The sequence below is a fragment of the Micromonospora sp. NPDC005305 genome (assembly GCF_040607315.1).
Taxonomy (GTDB): domain Bacteria; phylum Actinomycetota; class Actinomycetes; order Mycobacteriales; family Micromonosporaceae; genus Micromonospora.
On the sequence record NZ_JBEXGL010000002.1, the window covers coordinates 488,639 to 512,169 of the forward strand.

The 23,531-nt window shown below is 73.5% G+C and carries 27 protein-coding genes; 6 read left to right on the forward strand and 21 right to left on the reverse strand.

Features of this window, described 5'->3' with window-relative positions; genetic code table 11:
• Positions 1 to 30: 30 nt before the first annotated feature.
• Both ABZS80_RS05500 and ABZS80_RS05505 read right to left on the reverse strand, forming a co-directional pair.
• Positions 31 to 987: a zinc-binding dehydrogenase gene (locus ABZS80_RS05500; protein ID WP_355054571.1), complete on the reverse strand. Its 957-nt coding sequence runs from the start codon at positions 985 to 987 to the stop codon at positions 31 to 33.
• A gap of 66 nt (positions 988 to 1,053) precedes the next feature.
• Entirely contained in the window at positions 1,054 to 1,512 is a 459-nt protein-coding gene (locus ABZS80_RS05505; RefSeq protein ID WP_355054572.1) for an Lrp/AsnC family transcriptional regulator, read from the reverse strand.
• Positions 1,513 to 1,571: 59 nt separating this feature from the next.
• Here ABZS80_RS05505 and ddaH point away from each other — a divergent pair, with 59 nt between their 5' ends.
• Positions 1,572 to 2,405 carry a dimethylargininase gene (gene ddaH / locus ABZS80_RS05510; protein ID WP_355054573.1) on the forward strand — a complete coding sequence of 278 codons (834 nt, stop codon included), beginning with the start codon at positions 1,572 to 1,574 and terminating at the stop codon, positions 2,403 to 2,405.
• Positions 2,406 to 2,465: 60 nt separating this feature from the next.
• Here ddaH and ABZS80_RS05515 read toward each other — a convergent pair whose 3' ends face one another.
• Both ABZS80_RS05515 and ABZS80_RS05520 read right to left on the reverse strand, forming a co-directional pair.
• A complete protein-coding gene (locus ABZS80_RS05515; RefSeq protein ID WP_355054574.1) occupies positions 2,466 to 3,695 on the reverse strand; it encodes an ABC transporter substrate-binding protein in 1,230 nt (409 codons plus the stop codon).
• Between the two features lie 49 nt (positions 3,696 to 3,744).
• Positions 3,745 to 4,572, reverse strand: coding sequence for an alpha/beta hydrolase (locus ABZS80_RS05520; RefSeq protein ID WP_355054575.1), 828 nt, complete (start codon positions 4,570 to 4,572; stop codon positions 3,745 to 3,747).
• 84 nt (positions 4,573 to 4,656) lie between these two features.
• On the opposite strand from ABZS80_RS05520, the gene ABZS80_RS05525 reads away from it, so the two are divergent.
• Positions 4,657 to 5,250, forward strand: coding sequence for a bacterial proteasome activator family protein (locus tag ABZS80_RS05525; RefSeq protein ID WP_151464391.1), 594 nt, complete (start codon positions 4,657 to 4,659; stop codon positions 5,248 to 5,250).
• Positions 5,251 to 5,280: 30 nt separating this feature from the next.
• Here ABZS80_RS05525 and ABZS80_RS05530 read toward each other — a convergent pair whose 3' ends face one another.
• From ABZS80_RS05530 to ABZS80_RS05540, 3 genes are all read right to left on the reverse strand, one after another.
• On the reverse strand, positions 5,281 to 6,093 hold the full coding sequence (locus tag ABZS80_RS05530) for an HAD family hydrolase (protein ID WP_355054576.1): 813 nt from the start codon (positions 6,091 to 6,093) through the stop codon (positions 5,281 to 5,283).
• Complete coding sequence (locus tag ABZS80_RS05535; RefSeq protein WP_151464389.1) at positions 6,093 to 6,914, reverse strand: HAD family hydrolase; 822 nt, start codon at positions 6,912 to 6,914, stop codon at positions 6,093 to 6,095. The genes ABZS80_RS05530 and ABZS80_RS05535 overlap by 1 nt, the downstream gene beginning before the upstream one ends.
• Positions 6,915 to 7,136: 222 nt before the next feature.
• Entirely contained in the window at positions 7,137 to 7,880 is a 744-nt protein-coding gene (locus ABZS80_RS05540; RefSeq protein ID WP_355054577.1) for a hypothetical protein, read from the reverse strand.
• A gap of 118 nt (positions 7,881 to 7,998) precedes the next feature.
• Here ABZS80_RS05540 and ABZS80_RS05545 point away from each other — a divergent pair, with 118 nt between their 5' ends.
• From ABZS80_RS05545 to ABZS80_RS05555, 3 genes are all read left to right on the forward strand, one after another.
• Complete coding sequence (locus ABZS80_RS05545) at positions 7,999 to 8,427, forward strand: OsmC family protein (protein WP_355054578.1); 429 nt, start codon at positions 7,999 to 8,001, stop codon at positions 8,425 to 8,427.
• Positions 8,428 to 8,513: 86 nt separating this feature from the next.
• A complete protein-coding gene (locus ABZS80_RS05550; RefSeq protein WP_355054678.1) occupies positions 8,514 to 8,858 on the forward strand; it encodes a metallopeptidase family protein in 345 nt (114 codons plus the stop codon).
• A gap of 94 nt (positions 8,859 to 8,952) precedes the next feature.
• The gene (locus ABZS80_RS05555; RefSeq protein WP_355054579.1) at positions 8,953 to 9,672 is read left to right on the forward strand and encodes an AIM24 family protein; all 720 of its coding nucleotides are present in this window, start codon (positions 8,953 to 8,955) and stop codon (positions 9,670 to 9,672) included.
• Positions 9,673 to 9,715: 43 nt separating this feature from the next.
• Here ABZS80_RS05555 and pheA read toward each other — a convergent pair whose 3' ends face one another.
• From pheA to ABZS80_RS05580, 5 genes are all read right to left on the reverse strand, one after another.
• Positions 9,716 to 10,672 carry a prephenate dehydratase gene (gene pheA / locus ABZS80_RS05560; RefSeq protein ID WP_355054580.1) on the reverse strand — a complete coding sequence of 319 codons (957 nt, stop codon included), beginning with the start codon at positions 10,670 to 10,672 and terminating at the stop codon, positions 9,716 to 9,718.
• A 10-nt stretch (positions 10,673 to 10,682) separates the two neighbouring features.
• The gene (locus tag ABZS80_RS05565; protein ID WP_355054581.1) at positions 10,683 to 11,237 is read right to left on the reverse strand and encodes a hypothetical protein; all 555 of its coding nucleotides are present in this window, start codon (positions 11,235 to 11,237) and stop codon (positions 10,683 to 10,685) included.
• 48 nt (positions 11,238 to 11,285) lie between these two features.
• Positions 11,286 to 11,675: an ACT domain-containing protein gene (locus tag ABZS80_RS05570; RefSeq protein WP_355054582.1), complete on the reverse strand. Its 390-nt coding sequence runs from the start codon at positions 11,673 to 11,675 to the stop codon at positions 11,286 to 11,288.
• A gap of 75 nt (positions 11,676 to 11,750) precedes the next feature.
• The gene (locus ABZS80_RS05575; RefSeq protein ID WP_151463789.1) at positions 11,751 to 12,206 is read right to left on the reverse strand and encodes a PAS domain-containing protein; all 456 of its coding nucleotides are present in this window, start codon (positions 12,204 to 12,206) and stop codon (positions 11,751 to 11,753) included.
• 228 nt (positions 12,207 to 12,434) lie between these two features.
• On the reverse strand, positions 12,435 to 13,172 hold the full coding sequence (locus ABZS80_RS05580) for a hypothetical protein (protein ID WP_355054583.1): 738 nt from the start codon (positions 13,170 to 13,172) through the stop codon (positions 12,435 to 12,437).
• Between the two features lie 163 nt (positions 13,173 to 13,335).
• On the opposite strand from ABZS80_RS05580, the gene ABZS80_RS05585 reads away from it, so the two are divergent.
• Entirely contained in the window at positions 13,336 to 14,556 is a 1,221-nt protein-coding gene (locus ABZS80_RS05585) for an arginine deiminase (protein WP_355054584.1), read from the forward strand.
• Here ABZS80_RS05585 and ABZS80_RS05590 read toward each other — a convergent pair.
• From ABZS80_RS05590 to ABZS80_RS05630, 9 genes are all read right to left on the reverse strand, one after another.
• Positions 14,543 to 15,427 carry a DUF5926 family protein gene (locus ABZS80_RS05590; protein ID WP_355054585.1) on the reverse strand — a complete coding sequence of 295 codons (885 nt, stop codon included), beginning with the start codon at positions 15,425 to 15,427 and terminating at the stop codon, positions 14,543 to 14,545. The two genes, ABZS80_RS05585 and ABZS80_RS05590, sit on opposite strands and share 14 nt — an antisense overlap.
• A 61-nt stretch (positions 15,428 to 15,488) precedes the next feature.
• Positions 15,489 to 15,905: an ATP-binding protein gene (locus ABZS80_RS05595; RefSeq protein WP_355054679.1), complete on the reverse strand. Its 417-nt coding sequence runs from the start codon at positions 15,903 to 15,905 to the stop codon at positions 15,489 to 15,491.
• A 67-nt stretch (positions 15,906 to 15,972) separates the two neighbouring features.
• Positions 15,973 to 17,427 carry an ATP-binding protein gene (locus ABZS80_RS05600; RefSeq protein WP_355054586.1) on the reverse strand — a complete coding sequence of 485 codons (1,455 nt, stop codon included), beginning with the start codon at positions 17,425 to 17,427 and terminating at the stop codon, positions 15,973 to 15,975.
• A 76-nt stretch (positions 17,428 to 17,503) separates the two neighbouring features.
• A complete protein-coding gene (locus ABZS80_RS05605) occupies positions 17,504 to 18,295 on the reverse strand; it encodes a glycerophosphodiester phosphodiesterase family protein (RefSeq protein WP_355054587.1) in 792 nt (263 codons plus the stop codon).
• A gap of 14 nt (positions 18,296 to 18,309) precedes the next feature.
• The gene (locus tag ABZS80_RS05610) at positions 18,310 to 18,645 is read right to left on the reverse strand and encodes a rhodanese-like domain-containing protein (protein ID WP_151463782.1); all 336 of its coding nucleotides are present in this window, start codon (positions 18,643 to 18,645) and stop codon (positions 18,310 to 18,312) included.
• Between the two features lie 28 nt (positions 18,646 to 18,673).
• Positions 18,674 to 19,591: an LCP family protein gene (locus tag ABZS80_RS05615; protein WP_355054588.1), complete on the reverse strand. Its 918-nt coding sequence runs from the start codon at positions 19,589 to 19,591 to the stop codon at positions 18,674 to 18,676.
• A 207-nt stretch (positions 19,592 to 19,798) separates the two neighbouring features.
• Positions 19,799 to 21,010, reverse strand: a complete 1,212-nt coding sequence (locus tag ABZS80_RS05620; RefSeq protein ID WP_355054589.1) for an LCP family protein — start codon at positions 21,008 to 21,010, stop codon at positions 19,799 to 19,801.
• A 208-nt stretch (positions 21,011 to 21,218) separates the two neighbouring features.
• A complete protein-coding gene (locus ABZS80_RS05625) occupies positions 21,219 to 22,463 on the reverse strand; it encodes an LCP family protein (protein ID WP_355054590.1) in 1,245 nt (414 codons plus the stop codon).
• 74 nt (positions 22,464 to 22,537) lie between these two features.
• Complete coding sequence (locus ABZS80_RS05630) at positions 22,538 to 23,518, reverse strand: UDP-glucuronic acid decarboxylase family protein (RefSeq protein ID WP_355054591.1); 981 nt, start codon at positions 23,516 to 23,518, stop codon at positions 22,538 to 22,540.
• Between the last annotated feature and the right edge of the window lie 13 nt (positions 23,519 to 23,531).

Below are 23,531 nucleotides of genomic sequence, written 5' to 3' on the forward strand. Positions count from 1 at the left end.
CGCCGGCGGCGGGGGCACGGCCCGGCGGGTTCAGCGGACGTCGAGGAGGGTCTTGCCGACCGTGGCCCGGGACCCGATGGCGGCGTGCGCATCGGCGGCCCGTTCCAGCGGGAAACGCTGACCGATCAGCGGCCGGAGCCGGCCGGCGGCCCCCTCGGCGAGCGCCTGTTCGGTGAGCGCGCGCAGCTCGGCGGGTGTGCCGCCGGGGCGGAGCAGGGCCACCCCTCGGGCGGCGGCCTCCGCCTCGGGCACGTCGGCCCAGGCGCCGCCGGCCAGCCCGAAGCTGACCATCCGCCCGCCCCGGTCGAGCAGGTCGAAGGCCGCCCGGGCGAGCGGTCCGCCCACCCCGTCGAAGACCACGTCCACCCCGCCGGTGGCCGCCCGGACCCGGTCGGTCCAGTCCGGCTCCCGGTAGTCGACCACGATGTCGAGGCCGCGCTCACGGAGCAGGGCGACCTTGCGGGGGCCGCCGGCCGCGGCGACGACCCGGGCGCCGGCCGCCGTGGCGAGCTGGGTGAGCAGGCCGCCCACCCCGCCGGCCGCCGCCTCGACGAGCACCCGCTCGCCGGGCCGCAGCCCGGCCGCGCGGGCCAGCATGAGCGCCGTCCGGCCGTCGGCGAGCAGCGCCACGGCCGCGTCCAGCGGCAGCCCGTCCGGTACGGGGATCGGCGTGCCCTGGTCCACCGCCACGCGCTCGGCGTACCCGCCGGTGCCGCCGGTGGTGCTGACCACCCGCCGGCCGAGCAGCGCGGGGTCCGCCCCGGGGCCGACCCCGGTGACCGTCCCGCCGACGCCGTTGCCGGGGATCACCGGCAGGGTCGCGGTGAACGGGCCGAACCCGGTCGCGCGGAACATCGTCTCGACGAAGGTGATGTTCGCGTGCGCCACCTCGACGAGCACCTGTCCGGGGCCGGGCACCGGATCCGGCGCCGGTCCGGGGACCAGCACCTCCGGCCCGCCGAACTCCCGTAGCCACACCGCCCGCACGTCGCCTCCCCGCTGTCGCCCCCGCACACGTCCGGGTCCAGTTGACGACCTGAAGTGCGGTTGAGGTCAAGCCGAGGAGGGCCCGACGCCGGGCGACTCGACCAGCCGGGAGAGGACGATGGTGCTGCGGGACGAGGTGACGAAGGACTCGGCCCTTAGCCTCTCCAGCGCCTCCTCCAGGTGCGAAATGTCGGCGGCCCGCAGGTGCACGAGGGCGTCCGCCTCGCCGGAGACGGTGTATGCGCCGACCACCTCGGGATGCCGCCGGGCGGCGGCGCCGATCTGCGCCGGGGTGGTCCGGCCGGCGCAGAACAGCTCGACGAACGCCTCGGTGGTCCACCCGACGGCGGCCGGGTCGACGACCGCGGTGAAGCCCCGGATGACGCCTGCCGATCGGAGCCGGTCGACCCGGCGCTTGACGGCGGGGGCGGAGAGTGACACCCGCGTGCCGATGTCCGCGTACGAGGCGCGGGCATCCGCCACGAGCAACGCAATGATTCGCTGGTCGACCGCGTCTATCTGCAACGTTCCGCCTCTGGGAAGCAATGGTTGTGGCTGTTACCAAAGTTGTACCGTACCTACTCTTGGTGACCGTGAACCAGCAGCGAGTCCCGCGAAAGCGGACATATCTCATGTGCTCGCCCGAGCACTTCGCCGTCGAGTACGCGATCAACCCGTGGATGGACGTGACCGCCCCGGTCGACGCGGAGCTGGCGGTCAAGCAGTGGGACCGCCTGCGCGAGACCCTGGTGGGGCTCGGCCATGAGGTGCACCTGCTCACCCCCGGGCGCGGGCTGCCGGACATGGTCTTCGCCGCCAACGGCGCGTTCGTGGTGGACGGCACGGTCTACGGCGCCCAGTTCAAGCACGAGCAGCGCGCCGCCGAGGCCGCCGTGCACCGGGCGTTCTACGAGGACAACGGCTGGCATTTCATCGCGCCGAGCGAGACCAACGAGGGCGAGGGTGACTTCGCCTACCTGCCGGAGGCGCACGGTGGGCTGATCCTCGCCGGCCACGGCTTCCGCACCGAGCTGGCCGCGCACGCCGAGGCGCAGGAGGCGCTGCACCGGCCGGTGGTCTCGCTGCGGCTGGTCGACCCGCGCTTCTACCACCTGGACGTGGCGCTCGCCTCGATCGACGACGAGAACATCGTCTACTACCCGGGCGCCTTCTCGGCGGCCAGCCAGAAGGTGCTCACCCAGCTCTTCCCCGACGCGGTGGTCGCGGACGACGAGGACGCCCTGGCCTTCGGCCTCAACCTGGTCAGCGACGGGCTCAACGTGGTGCTGAACAGCGAGGCGAGCCGGCTGGCCGGCAAGCTCAAGACGGCCGGTTACCACCCGGTCCCGGTCGAGCTGGCCGAGCTGAAGAAGGGCGGCGGCAGCGTGAAGTGCTGCATCGCCGAGCTGCGCCACTGAACGCAGGAAACGGGCGGTCTCCCCGAGGGGAGGCCGCCCGTTTCGCGTATGCGGGGTGGATCAGCCGAGCGTGGCCAGCTCGTTGATCACGACGTTGGCGAGCATCCGGCCGTCGAGCTGGACCCGGCGCAGGTACCACTTCTGCTGCGGGGTGCGTGACTGGTTGAACTGCCAGGCGCCGCGGGGGCTGTCGACCTGGCCGATCTTGCCGAGCGCCAGGTTGACCTGCTGCGGGGTCGGGTTGCCACCGACCAGCCGGATCGCCTTGTCCAGCACCTGCGCGGCGTCGTACGAGGCCATGGCGTAGGTGCTGGGCGAGACGTTGTACGTCTTGCGGTACGCCGAGGCGAACACCCGGTTGGCGGTGTTGTTGAGGTCGGCCGAGTAGTTCAGCGCGGTCTCGATGCCGTGCTTCTCGATCAGGCCCCGCTCCTCGCCCTTCTCGCCGTCGTCGAGCTGGCCGAGCACGGTGCCCTCGGTGAGGAAGCCGGGCGCGTAGATGGGGCCCCGGTATCCCGCGGCGTAGAGCTGCTTGACGAACTGCACCGCCTGCGCCCCGGCGTAGTGGCAGAAGACCGCGTCGGGCCCGGGCCGCCGGTCCAGGGCCTTGCGGATCGCGCCCGTGTAGACGCCCTTGCCGGGGTTGGCGTAGTCGTCGGTGAGGATCGGCTCGTCGGTCAGCCGGCGGCCGTTCTGCTCGTAGCCGCGCCGGAGGCCGTCGATGACGTCCCGGCTGCTCTGGCCCTGGGTGCCGAAGATGGCGATCCGGCTGGACGCGTCCAGCGTCTGCCGCAGGTACTGCCCGAGCGCCTCGCCCGGCTCGTTCAGCACGTAGGAGGTCCGCCAGATGTAGACGACGCTCTGCAGGCTGATGGGGGAGGCGTTGGAGCCGATCAGGGGCATCCGTGCCTGCTCGACGGCGTCCCGGATGCCCAGCATCACGGCGGAGCTGACAACGCCGGTGAGCGCCAGGACGCCCTCCTTGACCAGCCGGTCGACGGCGGCCTGGCCGGTCTTGGCGGTGTCGCCCTCCTCGGCCGGCACCAGTGTCACGGGGTGGCCCCCGAGCTGCCCGTCGTTGAGGGTGAGGAACATCTGGAACCCGTTGGTGATCTCGTCCCCGATGACCTTGTTCGGGCCGCTGCCCGGGACGATCAGACCGATCTTGATTGGGCTGCCGGGCTGCGCCTCGTCGGCGGTGTCGGTTCCGGAGCCACAGCCCGCCGCCAGCCCGGTGGTACCCAGTGCGGCCAGCAGTTGTAGCGCCCGCCTGCGGTTCATCTGCGACACCGATTTCCTTTCCGATGGAGCGGCCAGGGTGCAACGCCCCCTCGGCGTTCTACCTGCTCCGCGACCCTGCGTCAATGCCCGGAAGATCATCGTGAAGCGACCGCAACGTGCCGACCACCTGCGGCCAGGCCGCCGAGTCGGGTGCGATCAGCCCGAAATGCTCACATTCGGGCAGCTCGATCAGCGTGGCGGGAGCGCCGGCGGCCCGGGCGGCCGCCACCCAGGACCGGCTGATGGCGATCGGGACCTGCTGGTCCAGAGCCCCGTGCATGACTACTGTGCGTGTCTGTATCGGCACCAACGAGGATGGATCCGCGACCGCGTACCGATCCGGAAAGTCGGCCGGGCCGCCGCCGAGCAGCGCGGCCACCGCGCCGGAGTCCAGGTCCAGCCGGTACGCCTCGGCGAGGTCCGCCACCGGCGCCAGCGCCAGCACGCCGCCGACCGTGGCCGGGGCGTGCGCGGCGACGTACAGCGCCAGGTGTCCGCCGGCCGAGTGCCCGACGACGATCGGTGGGGCGGAGGCCACCAGGCCGGGCAGCGCGGCGGCGGCCAGCGCGGGCAGCGCCGCCACCCCGGCCAGCACGTCGGTGAGGGTGTGCGGCCAGCCCCCGCCCGGCTGGCCGGTGCGCCGGTACTCGACCTGGGCCACCGGGTGGCCGAGCGCGGCCAGGGCCGCCGCCATCGGGCCGGTGTGGGTGCGGTCGTACTCGGCCCGCCAGAAGCCGCCGTGCACCACGACCACCAGCCGGCGGGGCGGCCCGTCGCCAGCCGGCCGACGCAGGTCGGCGCACTGGTCCGGGTGGTCGCCGTAGGCGACGGTGGTGTCCGGCGGCGGGGCCGGCCGGGTCAGCACGGCGCGCGGGTCTGCGGGCATGACGGCGACGGTAGCGCGCCCCGGCCGGGTGGTTCCGGGCCGGCAGCCGGTCCGGGCGCGTGCCCGTGGTGGAGGTGGGTAAAGATGGGTCCCATGACCGAAGCGCGCTTCGCCGGACAGGACGACGAACAGGGCAACGATGGCATCCCCGGCACCGTGGTGGTGGTCGGGCCGGACGGCCGGCCGGTCGGCACGGTGCAGACCGAGGAGGGCCAGGGCGAGGATCCCACCCGCCTGGTCGAGCAGCCCGCCAAGGTGATGCGGATCGGCAGCATGATCAAGCAGCTGCTGGAGGAGGTCAAGGCGGCGCCCCTGGACGACGCCAGCCGGCACCGGATGCGGGAGATCCACGAGCGCTCGATCGTCGAGCTGAAGGAGGGCCTCGCGCCCGAGCTGCGCGAGGAGCTGGAGCGGATCTCGCTGCCCTTCACCGAGGACCAGGCGCCCAGCGAGGGCGAGCTGCGGATCGCCCATGCCCAGCTGGTCGGCTGGCTGGAGGGGCTGTTCCACGGCATCCAGGCCGCGCTGGTCGCCCAGCAGATGGCCGCCCGCGTCCAGCTGGAGCAGATGCGCTCCGGCCGGCAGGCGCTGCCCAGCGGCCCGGGCGGCGGGATGGTGCCGGGCATGCCCGGCATGCCGCAGGGCAACGAGGGCCACGCGCCCGGCCAGTACCTCTGACCGGCCGGGGCGCTCCGGCGCCCCGGCCGCTCAGGCCACCCCGAAGACCTGTTCGAGATACGCGGCCACACCGTCGACGGTGTTCGCCCCGGTCACCTCGTCGGCGACCGCCAGGACGGCCGGGTGGGCGTTGGCGACCGCCACGGCCCGCCCGGCCCAGGTCAGCATCGGCAGGTCGTTCGGCATGTCGCCGAAGGCCAGCACGTCCCGCTCGTCGATGCCGAGGCGCGCCGCGTACCAGGCGAGGCCGGCCGCCTTGGTCACCCCGGCGGCGGAGATCTCCACCAGCCCGCTGTACGACGAGTGGGTCGCCTCGGCCAGCCCCTGGAGGGCGCCGGCCACCACCCGCACGAACACGTCCGGGTCCTGCTCACCGGCCCGGGCCAGCAGCTTCACCGCCGGGACGGCGAGCAGCTCCTCGGGCGACTCGATGGCCCGGATCGCGTCGGCGTCGGCGTCCCAGCGCAGCGGGTAGTGCGCCTCGTGCCGCATCTGCCGGCTGTCCACGATCTCGACCGCGAAGCTCACGTCGGGCACCTCGGCCCGGAGCCGCCGGGCCACCTCGGCCAGCAGCTCGGGGGCGAGCGGGTCGGCGCGGAGCACCTCGTCGGTGGCCGGGTCGTACACCACGGCGCCGTTCGCGCAGATCGCCGGCAGCGGCTCGGCGAGCTGGTCGTACACCAGCTGGAGCCAGCGGATGGGACGGCCGGTGACCAGCACGACCGGCGTGCCCGCCGCGGAGATCCGGGCCAGCACGTCCGCGGTGCGCGGGCTGAGCGTCCGGTCGTCCCGGAGCAGTGTGCCGTCGATGTCGGTCGCGACGAGCCGAGGTGCCTCTCCCATCACCGGGAGAGTAGTCGGTCCAGGTAGACCGCGACGCCGTCGTCGTCGTTGCGCAGGGTGATCTCGTCGGCCGCGGCCCGCACCTCCGGGTGCGCGTTGGCCACCGCCACGCGGCCCCAGCCGGCCCACTCGAACATCGGCAGGTCGTTCGGCTGGTCGCCGAAGACCAGCACCTCGGCCGGGTCGACGCCGAGCCGCTCGGCGACCACGCTGAGCCCGGTGGACTTGTCCACCCCGGGTGGGCAGATCTCGACGTAGCCGAGCCCGGCCTGGGTGAGCGTGGCCAGCTCGGCCGGGACGATCCGGCGGGCCACCGCCAGCAGCTCGTCCACGTGGTGGTCGGCCGTGCGGGCGAACGCCTTGAGCACGTCGCAGGAGAGGCACTCCGCGCGGCTGCGCGCCTCGAACCGGTCCGGGTAGGGCCAGCTCGGGTGGTAGTCACCCCAGAGCGGCGCGTCGGGCTCGTCCGACGCCTCCACCATGACGGTGAGCGGGCCGACGGCGGCCTCCAGGTCGGCCACGATCCGGGCCAGCACGGCGCCCGACAGGCGCTCGTCGCGCAGCACGAGCGGGCCCGCCGGGTCGCTCTGGTCGACCACGCGACCACCGCCGGCCATCACGAGGAAGTCGGCGGCGCGGATGTCATTGCGGGTCAGCTCGGTCAGGCGGGGCCCCCGGCCGGTGGCGCCGACCACCGGGATCCCCGCGGCCCGCACCCGGTCGAGCACCTCGTGGGTGTAGGCGGAGACGGTCTCGTCGCTGCGGACGAGCGTGCCGTCGAGGTCCGTGGCGATCAGCTTGGGCAGGCCCGGGCGGGTCATGGTTCCTCCTTCGCCCGCCGCCGTCGCGTCGGCCGTCCAGGTCCTCGGTGCCGCGGCCACCGGACGGCGGGCAGCAACCGTATCTCGCCGAACGGGTCGCAACCATGGCTTTTCGGCGAATCGGACACCAACCCGCGGCGGCCGTCCGGTGTCCCTCGGCGGCCCGCTCCGCAGGGTGCGGGCGGGCGGTTCGGGGTGGCGGAACGGCCCCGCCGCGCCCCGTCAGCGCGGCGGTTCGGGCCGGGCGAAGGGCGTGGTGGGCTGCACGCTCAGGTCGGCCGGGGCCGGGGGCAACTCGTCCTCGGCCGCCCGCCGCCGGCCCCGGCCGGACCAGCCGTCCGGCGCCCCGCCGGCCGGCTCCGCCGCCGGCTCGTCCGCCCGGCCACCGGGCTCCGCGCCGGCCCGGCCGGACAGGTGCAGCGCGGCGGCCAGCAGCACGACGGCGAGAAAGGCGGTGACCAGGCCGCGCCCGTGCTCCACCTGCAACCGCTGGTCGGTGGGGAAGAAGAGGGCGCGGCGGCTCAGCTCCTCCAGGGAGGCGGCGGTCGCGGCCAGCACGGCCAGCAGAGCCGCCGCGAGGCCGAGGCCGGCGATCCGGGCGTGCTGCCGGACCGCCGGCGCGCCGCGCAGCGCCAGGGCCACGGCGACCGCCAGGCCGAGCAGACCCACCAGGTACGCCACCCCGAAGCCGCTCACCTGACCGACCCCGCTCGGGAGCCGAACCGTGCTGTTCCCCTCCGGACCCTCGTTCGGCACGGTCACGACCAGCCACTCGCCGATCAGCGAGGCGACCGCGGCCACCGCGCCGAGACCGGCGAGCACCGGCGGGAGGCGGTGGTCCCGGCCGAGGCCGGCGAGCGAGCGCCCGACCCGGCCGGGCCGAGCTGGTTCGGCCTCGCCCCACTCCACGACGGTCGTGCCGTCGGACCGGTTGTCCTGCCTGGGGATGGGGAGATCCTGGGACATCGGCCACCTTCCCGTACGCCGGCCTGCCCCGCATCATGACACGGCCGGCACGCGATGACGGGGAGCGCAAGCGCACAGGCCGGTGCGGGGGCCGCCGCTTTCCGTTAGCGTCGGTGCCATGCCTATCCGTACCGCTTCCGCTCGCTGGCAGGGCAACCTCACCGAGGGCTCCGGCACCGTCCGCACCGGCAAGGGCGGCCTGACCGGCAACTACTCCTTCAAGTCCCGCTTCGAGGAGGGCGAGGGCACCAACCCCGAGGAGCTGATCGGCGCCGCGCACGCCAGCTGCTTCTCGATGGCCCTCTCCAAGCAGCTCGCCGACGCGGGCGCCACCGACACCTCGGTGGAGACCACCGCCAAGGTGCACTTCGACAAGACCGACGCGGGCATGACCGTGACCCGGATCGACCTGGAGACGGTCGGCCAGGTCCCGGGCCTCGACGAGGCCGAGTTCTCCAAGCTGGCCGAGGCGGCCAAGGAGAACTGCCCGATCTCGCGGCTGCTTTCGCCGGGCGCGCAGATCACGCTGAACGCCCGCCTGGCCTGACCACGCCCGACACGGCACGGGTGCCCCGGCGGGGTGCCCTTGCCGTGCCGCGTGCCGATCGGAAGGGGTGACCGGGCCGCGTGGCCGTGGAGATGAGCCGGGAGCGGTTCGAGGACCTTGTCGGCGAGGCGCTCGACGAGGTGCCCGAGGAGCTGCTCGGGCTGATGAGCAACGTGGTCATCCTGGTCGAGGACGACCCGCCGCCGGGCGAGGACCTGCTCGGGCTCTACGAGGGACACGCGCTCACCGAGCGGGGCTGGGACTACGCCGGCGTGCTGCCGGACCGCATCCTCATCTTCCGCAACCCCATCCTGGCGATCTGCGACACCGAGGACGACGTCGTGGAGGAGGTCGCCGTGACGGTGGTGCACGAGATCGCCCACCACTTCGGCATCGACGACGAGCGCCTGCACGCCCTCGGGTGGGGCTGACCGGGCCCGCGTCGCGCCCCGCTCGGCCGATCCCCGCTGTTGCGCGGGTCCCCTAACCTCCGGAGCAGGCACAACCCGATGCAGGAGGAAACCCATGCGCAGCGCGCTGTTCTCCGCGGAGAACCTTGAGAAGGAGTCCCAGCAGCCGGGCATGCGGCTGCAGAACTCCAAGATGCTGAAGATCGAGCTGAACGGCGAGGCGATGGCCCGCGTCGGGTCCATGGTCGCGTACCAGGGTCAGGTGCAGTTCCAGGCGCTCGGCTCCGGCGGCATCGGCAAGTTCATCAAGCAGCGGCTCACCGGTGAGGGCGTGCCGCTGATGAAGCTCTCCGGGCGCGGCGACGTCTTCCTCGCCGAGCTCGCCAAGGACGTGCACATCATCGACCTGGAGCCCGGGGACGCGCTGTCGATCAACGGCTCCAGCGTGCTGGCCTTCGACTCCACGCTCCAGTACGACATCAAGATGGTCGGCGGCGCCGGGATGGCGTCCTCGTCCGGCCTGTTCAACTGCGTCTTCAGCGGTCACGGCCGGATCGCGATCACCACCAAGGGCACCCCCGTCGTGCTCAACGTCGACCAGCCCACCTACGTCGACCCGCAGGCCGCGGTCTGCTGGTCGGCCAACCTCCAGACCGGCTACCACCGGGCCGAGCAGCTCGGCCTGGGCACGCTGCTCGGCCGGAGCACCGGCGAGGCGTTCACGATGAGCTTCGCCGGTCAGGGGTTCGTCGTGGTCCAGCCCTCGGAGGAGCCTCCGGTGCAGGGCAGCGGCGCCCAGCAGCAGCAGGGCCTGCTCGGCGGCCTGCTCCAGTGACCGCCCGGTGTGCGGGGCGCCCGCTCCGGGCCCCCCGGCACCGTCAGTTCAGCTCGCCGGCCCGCAGCCGGGCCAGCCAGGCCGCCGCGTCCGCGTAGTCCCGGTCGGAGAGGCCGGCCGGCGCGGGGACCGGCCGGTCGCCCGCCGCCGGGCTCCAGCGGTGCCGGGGGTACGACCCGAGGAAGCGCACGTCCGCGCAGACCCGGCGCAGCCCCTGCAACGCCTCGCCGAGGCGCACGTCGGCGACGTGGCCGGTGCAGTCGAGGAAGAAGACGTACCGGCCGAGCGCCTCGCCGGTGGGGCGGGACTCGATCCGGGTCAGGTTCACCCCGCGGGTGGCCAGCTCCATGAGCACCGACAGCAGCGCGCCGACCCGGTCATGCGCGAGGTAGACCGCCAGCGAGGTCACGTCGTCGCCGGTCGGGGGCGGGGGTGGGCCGGGGCGGGAGACCAGCGCGAACCGGGTCACCGCGTCCGGGTGGTCGGCGATCTTGTCGGCGAGCACGGCCAGCCGGTGCCGGGTGGCGCCGATCGGGGCGCAGATGGCGGCGTCGTACTCGCCGTTCGCCGCGCCCGCCGCGGCGGCGCCGTTGGAGAGCACGTCGACCACCGTGGCGTCGGGCAGGTGGTCGCGGAGCCAGCCGCGGCACTGGGTGGACGCCTGCGGGTGGGCCGCCACGGTGCGCACGTCGGCCAGCGCGACCGCGGAGCGCGCGGCGAGGACGAACTCGACCGGCAGGATCACCTCACGGGTGATCACGAGGGGTTCCCCCTCGGCCAGCTCGTCCAGGGTCACCCCGACCGCGCCGCCGATCGAGTTCTCCATGGGCACCAGCGCCGCGTCCGCCTCGCCCGCCCGCACGGCGTCCAGCGCCTCGCCCACGCTGCGCGCCGGCGTCCGGCCGCCCCGCTCGGCGGCGGGGACGGTGCGCAGCGCCTGCTCGGCGAAGGTGCCCTCGGGACCGAGGTAGACGAAGCGGGTCGGCGGTGTTCCCGGCATGTCGACCAGACTACGCACCCGGGGTGCCGTCGCAGGCCAGGGTCCGGATGCCGGACGGGCCGGCGGCGCGCACCTCCACGCCGCACACGTCGGTGCCGGCGGTGACGAGTTCCAGCGCGGCGGGCCGGCCCCGGGTGACCACCTGGAGTTCCTCGTGCCCGCGCACGGCCAGCACGGTGTACTGCCAGCCCTCGGCGCAGAGCGGTCCGGTCCGCACCGTGACCCGGACGTTGCGGGGCAGCACCCCGGCGGAGCCGCGCAGCAGGGCGATCACCCGGTCGCCGGACGGGCCGGACCGGCAGGGGGTGGCGGTCGGGTCCGGGGCCGGCGCCGTGCGGGCCGGTCCGGTCGGGGTCGCCGGCGCGGTCGGGGTCGCGCCGGGGGTGGGGGTGGCGGAGGCCGTCGGGGCGGTGGTCGCGGAGGCGGCCGGATCAGTCAGCTCGGGCGGCGCACCGCAGCCGGCGAGGGTGAGCAGGGCGGCCAGCACCACCGGGAGGCGCCGGCGGGCGGGGTGGGGCGGGGTGCAGGGCACGGTGCGATCCTCGGCATCGAGGGACGTCGTCATGGCCGGACGGCCGAGCCCATCGTAGGAGGATCACCTGGGCGGGTGAAGTCACCTCTGGACCCGGTGCCCGGCCCGCTCCAGCGCGCTCGTCGCCTCGGCCAGCCGCACGGCGGGCACCAGCAGGTGGTCGGTGTCGTACGTGGAGAAGGCCACCACGTTCACCCGGGCCCGGGCGAGCGGGTCGACCAGCGCGGCGAGGGTGCCGGTGACCGCCGCGTCGAGCGGGCCGACCAGCCGCAGGCAGCGCCATTCGGTCTCCACGTCCGCCCCGGTGGGGGCCCGCTCGGCCGGGCAGATCACCGAGACCCCGTCGGCGGTCCAGCTCACCGTCACCACGTCGCGGTCGCCCAGGTCGCCCCAGATGTGCGGGGGCACCACGGTGCCGGCCGGCAGGCGGCACACCGCGTACGCGCCCGGCAACAGAGCGACATCGAGCATGAGGGCACCCTACGGCCTCCACGTGGCTGTGCCCCAGCACCGCCCGGTGCGGCGATTGCCACACGTCCTCGCAGGTCAGACGGCAGAGAAGAAGGTGAGCGAGCCGGCCACCTGGCCGTCGGTGAGCACCGGCGTGGAGATGGCGTCGACCGTCGTGCCGGCGTCGGAGCCGGGCCCCTGGACCCGGAGCAGCCCCCGGGCCAGCCGGCCGGAGAGCAGCGCGAGCAGCGGCGGGATCTTGTCGGTCTCCTGCTCGGTCAGCTCGCTCGGGCTGGCCGTGAAGTCGACCAGTCGCAGGCCGCCCTCCAGCAGCGGCCGGCCGATCACGTCCTCGGGGGCGCCGAGGCAGAGCAGGTCGCAGCCGGACGAGGAGATCGCCACGACGGTGGTGTCGGCGTCGATCAGCAGGCACGGCTCGGCGGCCCGGGAGACCATGCCGGACCACCGCCCGACGTTGTCGGACTCCTGCTCGGTCGGTGTCCCCGCCGGGGGCACGAACGCTTCCGAGAGCGAGAGTTCGACGTGGGCCACCGCGCCTCCTATGTACACCGACGGTCTGTCCACGCTAGCCGGTCGTCACGACGACCGCCCGACCGCGCTGCGTCTCCGGTGGCCGGAGCCGCTCGGGGATCCGGGGCTCGGCGGGGACCGGGGACAGGTGTCGGTGCGACGGTGCCCGGTGCCGGACGGCCGGCGACGGCGCGGGGCCGACGGGACCACCGGGGCGGACCCGCGGACCGCGTGGCGTCGCCGGAGACGTTACCGGCGGGCGGCCCGCTTGTCAGCGGCCGTTCGGCCCTCGTCGTACCACCGGTAGTCGGCTGCTGGACGGTACGTGCCGTTGAGCCACGTCGACGGGGCCTGGGCGACCCGGGAGAGCTTCTCGGCCGTGGCCGGACTGATCCGGTTGCCACCGGCCACGAGCAGGCGGTCCAGCTCGCGGTGGGTGGCCATGAGGCAGTCCTTGGGCAGGCCGTAGACGCTGATGACCCCGGAGCCGACGAAGGTCAGCACCGGGGTCACCGGGATCGGCAGGCCGACGGCGTCGGAGAGGGCCTTGCTGGCCCGCTTGGCGTCGCGGCGCGCCTCGGCCACATAGGGCGGACGCTTGCCGTTGATCTGCACGACGTCGCCGGCGACGAGCACCCGGGCCCGGCCGTGGTCGGCGATGGTGACCGCGAAGAGCCCGCTCGGCCCGATGGCGAGGAACCCGGCCCGCTCGTCCGGGGTGCGGTCGAGCAGGATGTCCGCGGCGTCGGTGCGGGGCCACTCGATGACGTGCCAGGCGGGGCCGAGGTGGTCGAGTTGACCGAGGGCCCGGGCCCCGGCCGCCTCCAACCGGCGGGCCCCCCGCTCGGCCCGCCGACGGCGGGCCCACTCCAGCGGAGTCGGTCGGGCCGGTTCGAGCACCGAGGTGGCCTCGACCCGGGGGTGCGGCACCGAGACGGGCGGCAGTGCCCGGCTCGGTACGGCTCGGCGAGCGGGAAAGACAGTCATCGCGACCTCCGGCAAAAGGTCTCTCGAAGTTATGTCTCCACTACCCTACGTTGCGCACCCCGGTGCTCGGCAAGTTGGAGCGCCGGAATGAGTGCGGATGAATGCCATATTCATTCACACTTCTTTTCTCGGATGGTGCGGAAGGCTGTCCTAGGCTGCGAAGGTGACCCACTACGTGGACAGCGAGGTCGGTCGCCTCGGCACGGTGCTGCTGCACCGCCCGGGGCCGGAACTCGCCCGACTCACCCCACGCAACAACGACTCCTTGCTCTTCGACGCTATCCCATGGGTGGGCCGGGCGCAGGAGGAGCATGACGCCTTCGCGGCCGCCCTGCGGTCCCGCGGGGTCGAGGTGCTCTACCTGGCCACCCTGCTGGCCGAGACCCTCGCCGTGCCGGACGCGCGGGCCGAGCTGACCCAGCTGGTGCTCCGCTCGCCCCGGCTGGGCGACACCCTGCGCCGCCGCGTCGCCGACCACCTGACGTACCTCGACCCGGCCGCGCTGGCCGATGTGTTCGTCGCCGGGCTCGCCCACGAGGAGCTGCGGATCGGCCCGGACCGCCCGGGCGGTCTGGTCTGGACGCTGATGGACCGGCACGACTTCGTCATCGACCCGCTGCCCAACCTGCTCTTCACCCGCGACTCGTCGGTCTGGATCGGGGACCGGGTCGGTGTGACCAGCCTGGCCATGCCGGCCCGCCGGCGGGAGACCACGCTGACCGACACGATCTACCGCTACCACCCGCGCTTCGTCGGCACCGAGTTCGTCTACCACCCCGAGCTGGAGCACCTGGAGGGCGGCGACGTGCTGTTGCTCGCGCCCGGGGTGCTCGCCGTCGGCGTGGGCGAGCGGACCACGCCGGCCGGGGCGGAGCGGCTGGGCCGGCAGGTCTTCGCCGCCGGGCTCGCGCACACCATCCTGGTGGTCCCGATCGCCCAGGAGCGGGCCACCATGCACCTCGACACGGTCTGCACGATGGTCGACGTCGACGCCGTGCTGATGTACCCGAACATCGCCAGCGAGCTGTCCGCGTACACGGTCATCGCCGGCGCGGACGGCGAGGACCCCCGGGTCGACGGCCCGGCGCCGTTCCTGCGGGCCGCCGCCGACGCCATGGACCTCGACCAGCTCCGGGTGATCGACACCGGGCTGGACCCGGTCACCGCGGAACGGGAGCAGTGGGACGACGGCAACAACACCCTCGCGCTCGCCCCCCGGCTCTGCGTGGGCTACGAGCGGAACGTGGAGACCAACGCCCAGCTCGAACGGGCCGGCATCGAGGTGATCGCCATCGCCGGGTCCGAGCTGGGCTCCGGGCGGGGCGGGCCCCGCTGCATGTCCTGCCCGCTGGTCCGCGAGCCGCTGAGCCTCAGCGCAGGGTGAGCTGGCGGCCGAGCAGGCCCTGGCGGGCCCGGCGCCCGGCCGCGTCCAGGGGCTCCCGCTCCTCGAGCGCCTCGGCGTAGCGCTTGGCGAAGCCGGTCACCGGCTCCTCCCAGTCGGCGGCCGGGACGTCCTCGGGCAGGTCCCAGACCGGCACGAGGCGGCCGTGCGCCCGGAACATGCCGGCGAAGCGGGTGTCGTCGCCGAGGGTCAGCGTGCCGGCCACGCTCAGCCGGGACAGGGCGTCCAGCGCGACGTCCTCGTCCTCCGGCAGCACCCAGCGCACGTGCGCCTTCTCCGGCACCTGGCACCAGTACGCGGCCCGCACCGCGGCCAGCTTCACGGTCGGGTAGATGGCCGCGTTGGCCCGCTCCAGGGATGCCTGCACGCCCGGGTCGTCGGCGGCGCCCGGGTCGAGCCAGAACTCGAAGCCGTCGTGCATGCTGATCTCCAGCGGCCCGTCCACGAGGATGTCCTGGAGGCGGGGGCCCGGCCCGGGCAGCGGCGGCACGCTCACCTGACCGCCCGGCTCGGTGCGCAGCGCGCAGAGCAGCGCGTCGGCCAGGTCCCGCGAGACGTCGCCGGACTGCTGGTGGCGCTGGAGGCCGACGAGGACCCGCCCGTCCGGCTTGGTGATCGCCGGGGCGGCCATCGGCAGCACAGTGGCCAGGGTGACCGGCCGGTCGCCGTGCTCCTCGGCCAGCTCGGGGGTCAGCCGCAGCGGCGCGGAGGCGGCCGGGACCAGCTCGCGCAGGGCGATCCACTCCGGCTCGTCGACGAGGCCCTCGAACGGTCGGGGCACGAAGACGTCGCGCACCTTCTCCCGCTTCGGGGTGGCTTCGGCGGCCCGCTGGCTCTTTCGACGCTTGCTCACGGCGAGACAGCCTAGATGCCGGACCGGACGGCCGTGGGCAGGACCCGCCTCCCCGGTGGCCTCAACCGGCCACGACCAGGTCCGGCCGGGTGGAGCCGGCCGGGTCGAACTCGGCCCAGACGCTCTGGCCCAGGCCGTCCCGCTCGACGCCCCAGCGGCTGGCCAGCCCGGAGACGATGTGCAGGCCGCGCCCGTCGACGGCGTCCGGGGTGGCGACCCGCATGAGCGGGCCGGAGGCGGAGCCGCCGTCGGTCACCCGGAGCTGGACGGTCTGCCCACCGGCCGCCGCCCGCAGCCGCCAGGCCACCCGGACCACGCCGCCGGGCAGCGGGTCGGCGTGCCGCACGGCGTTGCCGACCAGCTCGGCGAGGACGGCCACCAGGTCGGCCAGCAGGGGCGCGGGTACGACGTCGGCCAGCTCGTCGGCGAGCCGGTGCCGGGCCAGGCGCGCGCCGGTGGCGTGGTGGGGCACCACCACGCACCACGATCGTTCGGCCGAACCCGTCCCCACCGTCGTTCCTTCCCCACCGCCGTGCGGGCCGGGTTCACCCCCGTGGCAGCCGCACCTCTGCGACCGTACCCCCACCGGCTCTCGGTCGTAGGGATACCCATCCATTCTGCTGTTCAACGATCTGCCGGACGAGATAGAGGCCCAGCCCGGCCCCCGGGTAGCGACGCCGGTCGCCGGACTCCCCCTGCCAGAACCGGTCGAACGCCCGCTCCACGTGCTCCGGCCGGATGCCGATGCCCCGGTCGGCGACCCGGAAGGAGACGGTGCGTTCGTTGGCCTCGGCGCAGACCTCGATGGGGGTGTCCGGCAGCGAGTACTTGCCGGCGTTGGTGCCCAGCTCGGTGAGCACGGTGGCCAGGCTGTGCCGGTCGCCGAGGGCCTTGGGCAAATCGGCCGGCAGGTCGAGGACCACCCGGTGCCGGACGTCCGCCGGCAGGTCGGGCACCGCCGCCCGCAGCGCGTCGGCCAGGTCGAACGGGGCGGCCGGCTCGCCGCCGGGGCGGTTCTCGGTGGCGGCGGTGAGCAGCCGGTCGACCAGCCGGGCCAGTTCGTTCGCGCGCTGCCCGATGATCCGGGCGGCCTGCCGCCGGTCGTCGTCGCTGAGCGACTCCCAGTGGTCGGTGAGGGTGTCCGCGTACCCCTTGATCACGGTGACCGGGGTGCGCAGCTCGTGGCTGGTCACCGCGACGAAGAGGTCGCGGTCGTGGTCGCGCCGCTGCTGGTCGGTGATGTCGCGGAAGGTGACCACCCGCAGCGTGCCCGGCCCGGGCAGCTCGCCGGAGGTGATCCGCAGCCAGCGGCCGTCCGGCAGCCGGTGGTCGAGGACCTGCCCGGACGGGGGGAGGGGGAACGGCAGTGGCTGGTTGAGCGCCTCGCCGGCCGGCCGCCCGGTCACCTGGGCGGCGGCCGGGTTCCAGAGCCGCACGTGGTGCTCGCGGTCCACCACGGCCAGGCCGTCGGCGAGGGCCGCCACCACCGGGCCGTCGCCGTGCACCGGCAGGCCGGTCTGGTCGCCGTACATGTGGGCGATGCAGGCGGCCACGTAGCCGACCACGGCGCGCTGGGAGGCGTCCAGCGACTCGTCGGCCGGGTAGAGGGCGTGCAGGCTGCCCACGGTCAGCCCGCCGATCTCGGCGCGCGCCAGGATCATCCGGTGCAGCCCGCGTGCGGCCACCTCGTCGGCGAGCGCGCCGGGGATGGCGTCGACCCGGACCTCGCGCACCGGCGGGCCGGAGAGCAGGCAGACGGTGGCCGGGTCGGTGGCCGGCAGGGGGCGGCCGGTGACGAACTCGGCGCTGCCGGTCGCCGCGATCACCCGGCCGCCGGTGGGGGCGAACTCCACGAACACCAGGCCGGCCGCGCCGATGGCGGGCTCCACCTCGCGGAGCAGCCGGGTGAGCACGGGCAGACCGGACTCCCCCGAGTTGATCATCTTGATCACGCCGGTGTGGCCGGCGATCAGAGAGGTGAAGTCGGTTCGCTCCGGCATGTCCCGAGTGTGCCCCGCCGCCCGGTGCGGGGACACCCCCGCCCGGGCGACCACCCACCGGTCGGACCGGCGGTGCTCACCGGCCCAACCGGGCCAACGTCCGGGCGGGCCGGTCGGTGATCACCCCGTCGATCCCGGCGGCCAGCACCAGCTCCAGATCCTCCGGCTCGTTCACGGTCCAGACGAAGACCTGGTTGCCGGCGGCGCGCAGCGCGGGGACGAGCTGGGGACGCGCTCGGACCAGGCCGATCCCCGGCCCGGCGATCCGGGTGCCGAACGGCAGCCGGCCCAGCCGCAGCCAGCGCGGCAGCACCTCCAGCAGCAGCACCGTGGGCAGTGCCGGCGCGAGGTCGCGGATCCGGCGTACGGCGAGTGGGGAGAAGGACATCACGGTGACCCGGACCGGGTCGTCCGGACCGGGCTCGGCCAGCCCGTACCGGCGCAGCAGGGTGACCAGGCGGCGCTCGACGTCCCGGCCGTAGCGGGACGGGTGCTTGGTCTCGATCAGCAGCCGCACCGGTCGCCCGGCGGCCAGCACCGCGTCGAGCAGCCGTTCCAGCGTGAGCAGCCGGGTATGCGACTCGTCGAGCTGTTCGTCCCCGTCGGCCGCCACCCCGCCGGGGTGCCACGAGCCGAAGTCGAGCGCCTCCAGCTCGGCGAGCGTGCGCGCGCTGACCAGCCCGTGACCGTTGCTGGTCCGGTCCAGCCGACGGTCGTGGACGCAGACCAGGTGCCCGTCCCGGGTGAGCCGGACGTCGCACTCCAGCCCGTCCGCGCCCTCGTCGAGTGCGCGCAGGTAGGCGGCGAGGGTGTGCTCCGGCAGGTCGTGCGACGCGCCGCGGTGTGCGAACACCAGGGGGACGGTCATGGCCGCGCCGCGCCTCAGGCGACCCGACCCGGCTGCCCGTCGTCGGTGACCACCGGGCGGCCGGCGGCGGCCCAGTCGCCCATCCCGCCCACGACGTTGCGCACCTGGTCCCAGCCGTTGCGCATCAGGTAGGCGACGACCTGCGCGGACCGCCCGCCGGAGCGGCAGATCACGGCCACCTCGCGGTCGTCCGGCACCTCGGCGATCCGGGCGGGCAGCTCGGTCATCGGCAGGTGGTGGGCGGCCGGCGCATGGCCGGCGGCCCACTCGTCGTCCTCCCGGACGTCGAGCAGGTAGACGTCGTCGGGCACGGCCGACGCGGGCACACTGGGAACCTGTGGTCCGAACACGGCTACCAAGCCTAGACGGCCCGTCCGGTCAGAGGCGGTTGACCCAGCGGGGATTGGCGACGGCCCACTCCGGCATCCGGGTGCCGCGCAGCGCGTCGAAGAGCCCGCCGCCGCCGTTGTCCAGCACCACGTAGGAGACCTGGTCGATGGTCTGCGGGTAGGAGGGCACCTGGACGCCGTGCAGGGCGTCCGCGGGCAGCCCGCGGAGCGCGAGGAGCAGGTCCTCCAGGGGTACGCCGTTGCTGTCCAGGGTCAGCGCCCCGCCGACCGCCCGGAGCACCCGGTCCAGCTTCACCGGGTCGCTGCGCAGGTGGGTCTCGCCGGCCCGGTCGAGCACCGCCCGGAGCATCTGCTGCTGGTGTCGCTGCCGGTCGTAGTCGCCGCCGGGCAGGTCGTAGCGCTGCCGCACGTAGTCCAGCGTCCGGGCGCCGTCCATCTGCTGGCAGCCCGTGTCGAACTGGGTCTTCGTGTGGATCGACCGGACGGGGGTGTCCACGCACATCCGGATGCCGCCGAGCAGGTCGATGACCTGTTTGAAGCCGGCGAAGTCGACAAGCGCGGCGCCGTCGAAGCGGATCCCGCTGAGCCGGGCGAGGGTGGCGCTGAGCAGCCGGGCCCCGGAAGCGCCCCCGCCGCCGTGCTCGTACGCCGCGTTGACCTTGTCCTGGCCGCCGCCGTAGCCGGGCGCCGCCGGGATGGCGACGAGCAGGTCGCGCGGGACGGAGATCAGGTACGCCTGCCGGAGCCCGGCCGGCACGTGCACGATCAGGATGCTGTCGGAGCGCTGGTCCTCGGGGTTGGCGCCGGGCCGGTGGTCGGAGCCGATCAGCAGGTAGTTGAGCGGGCCGGAGAGGTCGGTGCGGGACTGCCGGGCCGCCGCGTCGAGCAGTTGCTCCTTGGTGACCGTGCGGTCGTACCGGTTGGTGAGCCAGTGCAGCCCCGCCACGCCGAGGGTGGCGAGCAGGAGCAGGGCGAGACCGGCGCCGAGCAGGAACCGGGGCCAGCGGGCGGGACGACCCCGCCCGCGTGCGTTCCGTGCTGGCCTGGACGTGACGTTCCCCCCGTAGCCGCGACATGAGACCCGCTCACGTCAGGCTACGGGGGGAAGCTCCGGGCGGTGCCGCTTTCGCGCGGCTACCGGCCGGTCACCAGGTCATTTGCGGGTGGACAGCACCGTCGGGTTCGACACCACGAAGTCCGCGAGCTTGTCCTTCTTCACGGCCTGGAACATCTCCATGGTCGTCTCGTTGAACTTCTCCCGGCCGTTGCCGGCGCTGCTGTAGGTGCCGCCGTTGGTCCGGAGGGTGACCAGGTCGTTCCCGCTGACGCCCTTGAGCGTGAAGATGAAGTTCGCGATCGGCACGCCGCCGGTGTCCAGGATGAACGCCTTGCCGGCCGCCTTGATCAGCGCGTTCAGCTTGATCGGGTTGGTCAGCATGCCCTTGTCGGTGGCCTTCTTGGCCATCGCCTTGATCAGCTGCTGCTGGTTCTGCTGGCGGTCGTAGTCGCTGTTCGGCAGGCCGTAGCGCTGGCGGGCGAAGTCGAGGGCCTCCCAGCCCTCCATCTCCTTGCAGCCCTTCTTGTGCACCACCGGGGTCATCGCCTTGCCGGTCTTCTTCGCGTCCGCGTTCCACATCGGCCTGCCGTCGACCATCATCATGTGGTGCGACTTGACCTCGTGGCTCACGCAGATGCGCACGCTGCCGAGGGCGTCGATGACGTTCTTGAAGCCGCCGAAGTTGATGATCGCGGCGCCGTCGAAGCTGATGCCCGTCATCGACTTGATGGTCTTGGCCATCAGCTGGGCACCGCCCTCCCAGCCCCCGCCGTTGCGGGCGCCGATCTGGAAGGCTGCGTTGATCTTGTCGGTGCCGCCCCGCCAGCCGCTCTTCTCGAAGGCCGGGATCTGTGCCTCGGTGTCCCGGGGGATGGAGATCAGATAGGCCTGGTCGTGGGTGGCCGGGATGTGCAGGATGATGATCGTGTCCGAGCGGACGTCGTCGGCGGCCCAGCGCGCGCGGGCGTCCACGCCGAGCAGCAGCATGTCGATCGGGCCTTCGAGACTGTTGCCGCCCTCGGCGTCGGTCTTACCCGCCTCACCGAGCAGGTTGCCCTGGTCGATGCTGCTGGTCGCCTGACCGATCACCGCCTTGCTGCCGACGATCGCGACACCGCTGGTCATCATCAGCACGGCACCGAAGATCACGGTGAGCTTGGCCCAGAACGGGTCCTTGCGCTTGGTGCGCTTCTTCCCGCCACCGGGACCGCGGCCGCCGTGGCCGGGCTGCGTGGGGATGATCGGGGGAACCCGCCCGGGCGAACCGGGCTCCAGTGACTGAGGGCGACGGCTGGTCTGGACCGGCATGCGTGCTCCAGCTCGGTGATCGGGGGCGGGACCACTGTACGTATCTGTTCCCGTTCTCGCGACCTCGTGCGAGGGCTATTCCCGTCAATCTCGGCCAATGGCCTGCGGTTGTGACCGAACGGCCAATTGAAAAGATCCGGTCGGCGGTTGGCTCACTGTGGGAAGAGCCTTGACCGCCGACCGGATGTGCTGCTTTGTGGGGGCGGCGTCAGCCGCCGCTCCCGTCACTGTCGGTCTTCTGGTTGGCCTTCACCCAGTCGGCCATCGTGTCCGCCGCGATGGCCTTGTACATCGCCAGCGCCTTCTCCCGGTCGGAGACCACCACCGACTGGCCGTCGACGGTCTGGCCACCCAGGTTCGGGCTGGTGAGGAAGGTCAGGTTCTCCCCGCGCAGGTTCCGGAACTGCAGCGCCATGTCGGTCAACGAGAATCCCTGGTCGACCGTGACGGCGGCGGTGACCGCCCGGAGGAAATCGTTGAGCTTCCTGGGGTTGGTCAATGTCCCCGTGCTGGCCGCCTTGTCCATCAGCGCCTTGAGGAACTCCTGCTGGTGGCGCATCCGGGCGAAGTCGCCGTCGGGGAACTGCTTGCGCTGCCGGACCCAGTCCAGGGCCTCGGCGCCGTTCATGTGGTTCACGCCCTTGGTGAACGTCCGGTACGGTTTGTGGATCGAGTTGATGGTGCGCTCCACCTTGAGGTCCACCCCGCCGAGGGCGTCGGTGACCTCCTTGAAGCCGCCGAAGTCGATCGCCATGACGTGGTCGATGCGGACGTCGCTGAAGCACTCCACCGTCTTCACGGCCAGCGGCAGGCCGCCGAACGCGAAGGCGGCATTGATCTTGTTGCGCGAGCCCGAGTCGCAGGAGGCGCCGGCGCTCTCCGGGATCGGCACGTAGAGGTCACGCGGGATCGAGACCAGGTAGGCATGCTTGTGGTCGGCCGGGATGTGCATGACGATCAGCGTGTCCGCCCGCCACTTGCCGGCGGCGTCCACCTCGGCGTCCGGGTCCCGCGAGTCGCTGCCGACCAGCAGGATGTTCAACGCGCCGTCGACCTGCTTGGCCGGGCGGCCCCCGGTGATCTGGGAGAACGGGTCCGTGCGGGCCAGGTCGCCGTTGAGGTTCCGGGCGTAGAGCCAGGCGCCGGCGCCGCCGAGCAGCGCCAGCACCAGCACCGCGATGCCGGCCACCAGGCCGATGCGCCCCCACCGTGGCCGCGGGCCGCGCCGGCCGGGACCGCCGGCGCCGCCGCCCGGCCCGCCCGGCCCGGTGGGCCCACCCGGACCGCCGGGACCGCCGGAACGCGGCGCGTCGTCGTTCGAGGGGTACCAGCGCGCGTCGGTCGCGCGGGCACGCCCGGTGGTGCCCCGGCCGGAGCCGGGGACCTGGGCGCGGCCCGCGCTCCGACTCAGACGTGCGGGGAGCGGGACGCCGGCAGACGAGGTCGCTGACATGTAACCGAGGGTAGGTCGGCGGAGCCACCCGCGCCCTGAGGCGCAGCCGGGTGTCAGCCTCCTCCCAGCGGGACTCAGTACCCTAGCCGGCCGCGGAAGTACTCGATCGTGCGTCGCAGGCCGTCTTCGGGCGTCACGCTGGGCTCGTATCCCAGCAGCTCACGGGCGAGCGTCAGATCGGGGCGCCGCTTCTCCGGGTCGTCGGCAGCGCGGGTGATGTAGCTCACCTCGGAGCTGCTTCCGGTCAGTGACACGATCGTCTCGGCCAGTTGCCGCATCGACATCTCGTGCTCGGTGCCGCAGTTGATCGGGCCGGTCTCGGTCGAGTCGAGCAGCAGCAGGATGCCCCGCACCAGGTCGTCCACGTAGCAGATCGAGCGGGTCTGGTTGCCGGTGCCGTGCACCGTGATCGGCTCGCCGCGCAACGCCTGGGAGATGAAGGTCGGGATGGCCCGGCCGTCGTCCGGCCGCATCCGCGGGCCGTACGTGTTGAAGATCCGGACGATCGCCGTGTCGGTGCCCCGGCTGCGGTGGTAGGCCATGGTGGCCGCCTCCGAGAAGCGCTTGGCCTCGTCGTAGACGCTCCGGATGCCGATCGGGTTGACGTTGCCCCAGTACGTCTCGCGCTGCGGGTGCTCCTTCGGGTCCCCGTACGCCTCGGAGGTGGAGGCCATCAGGAACCGGGCGCCGTCGGCGGTGGCCCGCTCCAGCAGGTGCAGGGTGGCCACGGAGCCGACCCGCAGGATCTCCACCGGGAGCTTCTCGAAGTCGGTGGGGCTGGCCGGGGAGGCCATGTGCAGGATGCCGTCGAACCGCTCGGCCATGGCCGGGTGGTCGGTCGGCAGCCCTTCCGAGATGTCCGCCTCGATCAGCGTGAAGGTCGGCTTCTCGAGGAGGTGGGCGATGTTGTCCTTGGAGCCGGTGACGAAGTTGTCCAGCACCACGACCGTGCAGCCGCGCTCGATGAGCCGGTCGACGAGGTGGGACGGGACGAAGCCGGCGCCGCCGGTGACGAGGATGCGATGTCCGGAGCCGAAGCGGGGAGCGACCTTCATGGCGGCCAGCCTA